8 protein-coding genes and 2 pseudogenes are annotated in these 7,920 nt (G+C 42.7%); 5 read left to right on the top strand and 5 right to left on the bottom strand.

Annotated elements, in window-relative coordinates:
• The 5 genes and pseudogenes from tnpC to folC all read right to left on the bottom strand — a co-directional run.
• Window positions 1-1,383: IS66 family transposase (tnpC, locus tag ACU01J_RS21050; protein WP_481087393.1), on the bottom strand; the 1,383-nt coding region annotated here is incomplete at its 3' end.
• A gap of 59 nt (window positions 1,384-1,442) precedes the next feature.
• Window positions 1,443-1,796, bottom strand: a complete 354-nt coding sequence (tnpB, locus tag ACU01J_RS21045) for an IS66 family insertion sequence element accessory protein TnpB (protein WP_038228471.1) — start codon at window positions 1,794-1,796, stop codon at window positions 1,443-1,445.
• Window positions 1,793-2,110 (bottom strand): IS66 family insertion sequence element accessory protein TnpA, encoded by a 318-nt coding sequence (gene tnpA, locus ACU01J_RS21040; protein WP_038228469.1) that lies wholly within the window; start codon window positions 2,108-2,110, stop codon window positions 1,793-1,795. Before tnpA ends, tnpB begins: the two co-directional genes overlap by 4 nt.
• A gap of 80 nt (window positions 2,111-2,190) precedes the next feature.
• Window positions 2,191-3,150 (bottom strand): annotated as a pseudogene (locus tag ACU01J_RS21035) (IS91 family transposase); the annotation flags it as partial.
• Window positions 3,151-3,335: 185 nt separating this feature from the next.
• Window positions 3,336-4,646 (bottom strand): bifunctional tetrahydrofolate synthase/dihydrofolate synthase, encoded by a 1,311-nt coding sequence (gene folC / locus ACU01J_RS21030; RefSeq protein WP_481087392.1) that lies wholly within the window; start codon window positions 4,644-4,646, stop codon window positions 3,336-3,338.
• A gap of 250 nt (window positions 4,647-4,896) precedes the next feature.
• On the opposite strand from folC, the pseudogene ACU01J_RS21025 reads away from it, so the two are divergent.
• The 5 genes and pseudogenes from ACU01J_RS21025 to ACU01J_RS21005 form a co-directional block, all read left to right on the top strand.
• Window positions 4,897-5,145, top strand: a pseudogene (locus ACU01J_RS21025) (IS6 family transposase); the annotation flags it as partial.
• Window positions 5,146-5,201: 56 nt separating this feature from the next.
• Complete coding sequence (locus ACU01J_RS21020) at window positions 5,202-5,843, top strand: IS6 family transposase (protein WP_481087394.1); 642 nt, start codon at window positions 5,202-5,204, stop codon at window positions 5,841-5,843.
• Window positions 5,844-5,982: 139 nt separating this feature from the next.
• Window positions 5,983-6,402: a cupin domain-containing protein gene (locus ACU01J_RS21015; RefSeq protein WP_481087391.1), complete on the top strand. Its 420-nt coding sequence runs from the start codon at window positions 5,983-5,985 to the stop codon at window positions 6,400-6,402.
• Window positions 6,399-6,875, top strand: coding sequence for an MEKHLA domain-containing protein (locus tag ACU01J_RS21010; RefSeq protein WP_481087390.1), 477 nt, complete (start codon window positions 6,399-6,401; stop codon window positions 6,873-6,875). The genes ACU01J_RS21015 and ACU01J_RS21010 overlap by 4 nt, the downstream gene beginning before the upstream one ends.
• Before the next feature lie 361 nt (window positions 6,876-7,236).
• On the top strand, window positions 7,237-7,920 hold a 684-nt coding region (locus tag ACU01J_RS21005; protein ID WP_481087368.1), incomplete at its 3' end, for an IS91 family transposase.

The following is a 7,920-nucleotide window of genomic DNA, read 5'->3' as shown; positions in this document are numbered from 1 at the left end:
AGCACCATTTGGTGTGTTCGAGAACAACCAGTTCTTCCTGCCAATGACCAGCGGTTTAATTGCACGTTCAGCACGGTTATTGTCTATCGATAAGTGACCGTCATCGATATAGCGGATGAGCTTCGGCCATTGGCCGAGCGTGTATTTTATCGCTTTACCCAACGGGCTAGACTCTATCACTTGTTGAGTCGTCATCCATTCGTACAACTCATCCAGTATTGGCTTGGCGTGCTGTTGGCGTTCTGCTTTTCGTGTCTCGACAGACGCACCTTTTAAGCGGGATTCTATGCCATAGAGCTTCTGGATTTTGGCCAGCGCTTTATCTGCTTTGCCTGACTTGCCTTTACCTTGAAGCTTCTTAGCATCCATGAACTTGCGACGTGCATGTGCCAAGCAGCCAACATTGGTCACTTGGTGAAGCCCATCATAAGCACCATAGCCATCGGTTTGAAGATAACCACTGTAATCCCCCAAGAAGGCAACAGGGCACGCCCTCGCGCGACTATTTTGATAGTCATACAAGGCGATATTTTTCACGTTAGGAAGTGCGGCATCTGGCGAGTCTGCGCCTGAGCAGTAGAGCCACATGTAGCATTGCTTATCTTCCTTGAGGACATTGAGTGGTGTTTCATCCGCCTGAACCACCACTTGCTCGAGTAGGTGCGTTTTCAAGGCCGCATAAAGCGGTGCGAACTTCTCACTGACTTGGATAATCCACCTTGCCATAGTAGTTCGTGACAGCTCGATACCCGACTGGGTAAACAGTGACTCTTGGCGATACAGTGGCATCGCGTATTGGTATTTGCCAAGAATGATATTGGCCAGCAAGCTTTCTGTCGCGAAGCTTTTAGGGATAATACTTTGCGGCGCTGGCTTTTGAACGATGTGGCTTTTGTCTTTAGTTTGCTCACACTGACGACAAGCATATTTAGGACGAACATACTCCAGCACTTTGAGTACCGCTGGCGAGAACTCTAGCTTTTCACTGCGGTCTTCACCGATTTTATGCAGACTATGTTTGCAGCATGCGCACTGTTTTTCATGGTCGTCTAAATCGAGTTCGATAACCTCACGAGGCAAGGTTTTTGGAAGAGGCTTACGCTTACCGCGTTTCTTCGTTGTGGTGGTCGTCGTGACCTCAACCTCTTCTTCCTTAGCGGCTTCACATTCCACTTCATTGAAGAGGTCACCTTGAGATTCATCGTAAGGCTTTAACGCCTCCGAGCGTTTAGCGAACTGGCGGTCAAAGGCAAGCTTGAGTTGTTCAAGTAGAGATTGACGCTCTTGCTTCCACTCAGTTTTCTCCGACATCAGTGCTTTCACCATCGCTTGTAGCTCAGCAACATCTTGACTTTCTGGGTTGATATTTGGCGTCTTTTTCATGGCACTTATTATACTAAAATCATGCCGCTAACGCTTGGTGGATAAGGCTTTATTATCGTTTAAGTCATTGTGAAATCGTTTATTCGAACGGGTTTGTGGCCGATAATCGTGAAGCCAGAAAGTAGTCTATCAAGCTCGAATTGAGTCAGGCTAAACACCTCATTTTTCTCTTTTGTAGGCCACTTATATTTGGCTTTTTCGAGGCGTTTGTACCAAAGAGCAAAGCCTGTTTTATCCCAGTACAAGACTTTGATTTTGTCGCGCTGTTTATTGGTGAACAGGAACAGTGCGCCGCTTGCTAGAGGTAAATCGGTGTCACTTTCGATAATCGCAGCAAGACCATTGATCGACTTTCTAAAATCGACACTCTCACGATACAGATAAATCTCTGGAGCGCTGAGCATACGTTTCATGATAGCGCACCGATGAGTTCTGCTAGATAAGTGGCTGGCGTGCCTTGTGGAATACTCAGCTCAACATCATTGACGAGCAGTGTCATGTTAGCCGTTGCTATTTGAGCTTGATACTTGGTTGTCTTTTCGACGACTTCTGCTCTAACAAATCCGACAGGCGCTGATTGAGTTGTCGACTGAAGTTGACGGCGTTTTGCGAAGAACGTCGATAAGCTCAGTCCGTGCTGTTCACAGAAAGCACGTTGAGTGATGTTGCTGTGCTCATAGCGTTCGAGAAGAGTTTCCCATTCTTGGTTTGTGCGTCGAATTGCCATTTCAAATCTCCTTGTGGTTGAAGACCTGATCTTATTACTCGCGCAAAACGATTAGAATGCGGGGTTTATGACGCGCTTACGTATTGTTTAGCATACGTGAGTGGTTCAGCCTGTTTCAGACTCTTCTTTTCTAAAACTAAATCTAAATACACCAAAGGAAGAAGACGCCCACGCTTTCTATTAGATAGAAAACCGTAGTAACGCACCATTTTAAAATGGTGCTGCGGGATATGAATCACGTACCGCAATATCATCTCTTCTTGCGTCAACGTCTTCGTTTTATACGTTCCGCCTCGATGATCTAGATACTTAAAAACCACCTTGCCTCCGCTATAATGACGCAGCCTTGATTTCAGGTAACGACCCAAATAATTCACCGTTTGCTTTAGTTCTTTCGTCTTTTTGGCAAAGTGAATATTCCAGTAGCGTTGATATTGACGCTCTAAGAAGACGTTCCATTGACGGTAATCTTGAATATGATTGGTGGTCGATGTGGATAAGTTGAGGTCGCTGTATTTTTGTCTGAGAAGCCTGATGAGAGTGCGCCGCCAGTGATACTCGACAGGCTTCTTTTTAAAGTAGATAGGCTTCCAGGTATTGTGTTTATCTAATCCTCCACGGGTGACCGATAAATGGATATGTGGATGCCAGTTAAGGGTTCGACCATAAGTATGAAGTTCTCCGAATATCCCTACCTCAAGTCCATGCTTTTCTGCCCACTTAAGTGGAGCGTGTCCGCCGCAAGAGAGAATAAATCATTGAGTAGTGTTGGATTGGCTTCGAAGATGGACCATAGCTCGCTTGGTATAGTGAATGTGATGTGCTGATGTTCACAGTCTGGCGTACCACAATCGTAGTGTTTGGCTCCCATCATGTTAGTCCCACACGCTAACATTCGCTCAACACACATGATTTGCCAGAGACTAAAAGTCTGAGTGTGTTTCCCAAGCATTGTCTTTTTCAAATAGGAGTTTCGTAGCGCGGGGAACAAATTCTTTTGGTGTGTGGTGGCGACGTCTACGACCTGAGTATTGAACCACGTAAAAATCTAGAGGAGGGGAACGTAAGGATAGGATAACGTACTATGAATGATAAGAGTATCAACGAATTAACAGCGCCCTAGCTCGATGCGTAGCATCGTTATCTTATAAGCAAGATAGTTGCGAACAGTTTCGAGAATAACTTCAGGGGAAGTGATTGTTTTTAAACATCAAAATTCAGAGTATTAAGTGGGAGCTGGACAAATCTCAACTGATACCGCAGATTCATTATCAGGAGACTCATTTCCTTCTAAAGATTCAATCACAGAACTGACGGTAAAAAAAGACCCTACAACTATAATGACATCTTGCTCTTTCGCATCATTACAAGCATCAACATATGCTTCAGTTGGAGACAAATAGACATCTTTCGTGTTCGGAAGATGTTGAATGATATCTTTCTGAGACGCGGTTCTAGAAGTGGGCAATAGGGTTGGATACCAATCCCCATCTAGAGTATTTAAGATGGTTGAGGTCTTGGGTATGTCTTTATTTTTCAACATACCAAATACAATTTTAAATGTAGCATTTGGAAAGTCTGTATTAAGTTTTTGAATTAGGTATTTTGCCGCATGGGGGTTATGAGCCACATCAAGAACGGTGACAGGTTTGCCTGACTCTTTTATCACTTGATATCTTCCAGGCACAAAGACGCTACGTAAACTAGAGGCAATTACAGACTCTTCAATTGATATATCGAGTAAATGTAAAGCCATTAAGGCGGTTCCTGCATTCATCATAGGAACCGTAGGTACTGGTAGGTGAGGCAACTTAACCTTGTTTGATTCCCAACTCCAATATCCACGTCCGTGTTGATGATAGTTAAAGTCCTTCCCTACTTGATAAAAAACGGAATCTATTTCTCTAGCATAGTACTCTATGGATTTAGGTGGGTTAGGTTCTCCGCATATTGCTATCTTTTGAGGACGAAAAATCCCTGATTTTTCATAGCCTATCTTTTCTAAATTGTCACTTAATATATCAGTATGGTCTTTATCTAGAGTTGTTATAATTGAAATGTCGGCATCAAAAATATTTGTTGCGTCGTTACGTCCACCTAGTCCCACCTCTAGTATGATAAAATCGACTTCTGCCTTTTTGAATAAATAAATTGCTGCCAGTGTTTCGTATTCAAACAATGTTAACGTTACATCTTCGCATAATTTATCTATTTCAGACAAAGCAGCTAGGTAATCACCTTCTTCGATACTTACATCGTTAATTTTTACTGTCTCAAGCTGATTTATAAGAGGAGGAGAGGTAAATAATCCAACAGAGTAACCTGACTCAAGCAACACCCTTTCAAGCAAAGCACAAGTCGTACCCTTACCATTTGTCCCTGCAACAGTAATAACTCGTTGATTGAGTATATTCAATTTCCCTTTCTGAGCGACAGCTCGAATTCTGTCTAATGTTAAATCAATGGTTAGTTGATGTTTCCCGTTAATATATTTTATCCACTCGGTAACCTCAGGTGAGTTTCCTTGACTCTTCATGTATAGCTCCCTCCTTTTACTTGACTAATATAATAGGTAGAATTTTTATTCTATTGTTGGAATCTTATTTTTTATTATCATATTGGTTGTATCTGATAATGTAGATTTCCATTGGAACGTGAGCAAAGACGAGGGCAGACTTTTACTTTGCGAAACCGTATAGTTCATGGGAACGAGGTCTGAACGGCTCTGTTGCAAATAAAGTACGGTTGGTTAATCTAATGCGATTCTCTAACTACGGTTATCTATCATGAACGCCTTTAAGTATCGTTATTTCAAATACGACATCATCATTTGGGCTGTCCGTTGGTATTGCAAATACGGTATCAGCTATCGTGAACTTGAAGAGAGACTGAGTGAGCGAGGTGTCAACGTTGACCACACGACAATCTATCGATGGGTTCAACGATATGCCCCTCTCATTCAAGAAAAACTCAAATGGTATTGGTGTCCGCGCTCGGGTGGGAGCTGGAAGGTTGATGAGGCGTACATAAGGCTCTGTTGCAAATAAAGCATGGATGGTTAATCTAGCATTATTTCTAGCCGCGGTTATCCATCACGAACATCTTTAAACATCGTCACTTCAAATACGACATCATCATGTGGGCTGTCCGTTGGTATTGTAAATACGGTATCAGCTATCGTGAACTTGAAGAGATGCTGAATGAGCGCGGTGTCAACGTTGACTACACGACAATCTATCGATGGGTTCAACGATATGCACCACTCATTCAAGAAAAGCTCAAATGGTATCGGCGTCCGCGCTCAGGTGGGAGTTGGAAAGTTGATGAGACATACATAAAAGTAAAAGGAAAGTGGGTCTACCTTTATCGAGCTGTGGATAAACGTGGAGAAACGATCGACTTCTTTCTGTCTACCACTCGTAACGCTAAAGCGGCCCAGCGTTTTTTAGCAAAGGCACTGAGAGGGCTAAAAAGTTGGAAATACCCTCACACAATCAATACCGATAAAGCGCTGGCATACGGCGTGGCTATTCGGGTGTTAAAAGCTCAAGGAAAATTAAAACGACTTATCCACCCAGTCCGCGGATTTAAGACCATGAAAACGGCGTATGCCACGCTGAAAGGTTTTGAGGTAATGCATATGTTCAAGAAAGGTCAATTCGAAATATGGCAATACGGTCGAGGAACAGCAGGAGAGATCTGTCTAATCACTAAGGCATTGATGAGGGTTTGATAGGTCCCCTCGTGGTTCCATTCACTTACGACACTTATTTGCAACAGAGCCTAGTAACGCACCATAAGCAAAAAATAATATTTCATTAACTTAACGCAAAATAGTGCAACATAGCGGTAACAAAAAAAGAGGATATATTATGAAAAATACTTCAATGCTGCTATTACTCTCCCTATTTTGTTCTACTTCTTACGCAGCGACTTCAACCGATTTAGTCAAGTCGACAACCTCTTGGAACGGTTCTCCATTACCAACCATTAATCTCAGTTCCCCTGAAGTCACTGTAAAGGAAATTACCATTCAACCACATGAAGTTCTTCCTATTCACCTTCATCCAGTTATCAACGCAGGCGTCTTACTGTCTGGTTCGTTAACCGTTTATTCTGAAGATAAAAAACAAAGTCTACATTTAAAAGCTAACACTCCCCAAAACAGTATTGTTGAGATGGTTAACCAGTATCATTATGGCGTCAATGACGGAGACACCCCTGCAAAAATTATCGTTTTCTATATTGCGAACAAAGGTCAGAAAGTGACCATGCTTAAAGAAAAATCATGATGTCTATATGCCAGAAACCAACAGCAAGTATCGCGCTCATGCACCACTTGAAAATAATCAATGAAAATTTCAATAAGTTATTTGGGTGTTATATTGTTCCAGAGGAATCTGAAAGCCTTCTTTTCGACGCTATTTGGGAAGGGGATTTTGTATTGGTTTCTCATGGTAAAGAGGCCAGCCCCGTATTCAATTTCGGCAATAAGAAAGCGTTGGAGTTATTTGAGATGACCTTCAATGACTTTACTCAGCTCGAATCAAAGTACTCTGCCAGTGCGATTTCTCGAGTAGAACGACAAACCTTACTCGATAAAGTCAAAAAAAGAGGCTTTGTCGTTTATTCTGGTTACAGGATCTCTTCAACAGGAAAAAAATTCAAGATAAAAAATGCTAAAGTATTTGATTTATATGATTTTGATGGGGTGTATTATGGACAGGCTGCTCTGTTTAATCGTTGGGAAGAATGTCAAGTTTAACTGGGCTACTTCCTTAAAATAACTGAGATTCCACGTTATACAGATACAACAGAAAGTGAATACCGTTTCTCTTCGCCAATCGTGATTATCCTTGTCATTTGATGGGTACAATTTTCTCTCCAAATTCCCCCCGTTTTGTGTCTTGCGGTTTGACTCATTAGCCCCTCTTTTTTGATGTGGCTTAATGAGCGATCGCTAAGTTTTGGTTTGAGATATATTAATTTCTCATTGCGTTTGCCCATTGGCATAACGTCAAGATAGCGATGCTACGCATCGAGCTAGGGCGCTGTTAATTCGTTGATACTCTTATCATTCAGAGTACGTTATCCTATCCTTACGTTCCCCTCCTCTAGATTTTTACGTGGTTCAATACTCAGGTCGTAGACGTCGCCACCACACACCAAAAGAATTTGTTCCCCGCGCAACGAAACTCCTATTTGAAAAAGACAATGCTTGGGAAAAGGTGCTTTGGAAACACGCTCAGACTTTTAGTCTCTGGCAAATCACCTGTGTTGAGCGAATGTTAGCGTGTGGCACCAACATGATGGGAGCCAAACACTACGATTGTGGTACGCCAGACTGTCCGCATACTAAGGTCATCTGCCAAAGCTGCAAGACGAAGGCTTGCAGCTCTTGTGGTACTAAATCCACCGAGCAATGGATACATACTCAACTAAATGTCATGCCAGACTGTGAACATCAACACATCACATTCACTATGCCGAGCGAGCTATGGCCTATCTTCGAAGCCAATCCAACATTACTCAATGATTTATTCTCTCTTGCGGCGGACACGCTGCTGAAGTGGGCAAAAAAGCATGGACTTGAGGTCGGGAGATTCGGAGCGCTTCATACTTATGGTCGAGCCCTTAATTGGCATCCACATATCCATTTATCGGTCACCCGTGGAGGGTTAGACAAACACCATTCCTGGAAACCTATCTACTTCAAAAAGAAGCATGTCGAATATCATTGGCGGCGTACTCTCATCAGGCTTCTCAGACAAAAATACAGCGACCTCAACTTATCCACATCGACCACCAAT

The sequence above is a fragment of the Vibrio sp. 2433-A1 genome (assembly GCF_056726085.1).
Note: the sequence above shows the minus strand (reverse complement) of the source record. Positions and strands in the feature narration are given on the sequence as shown.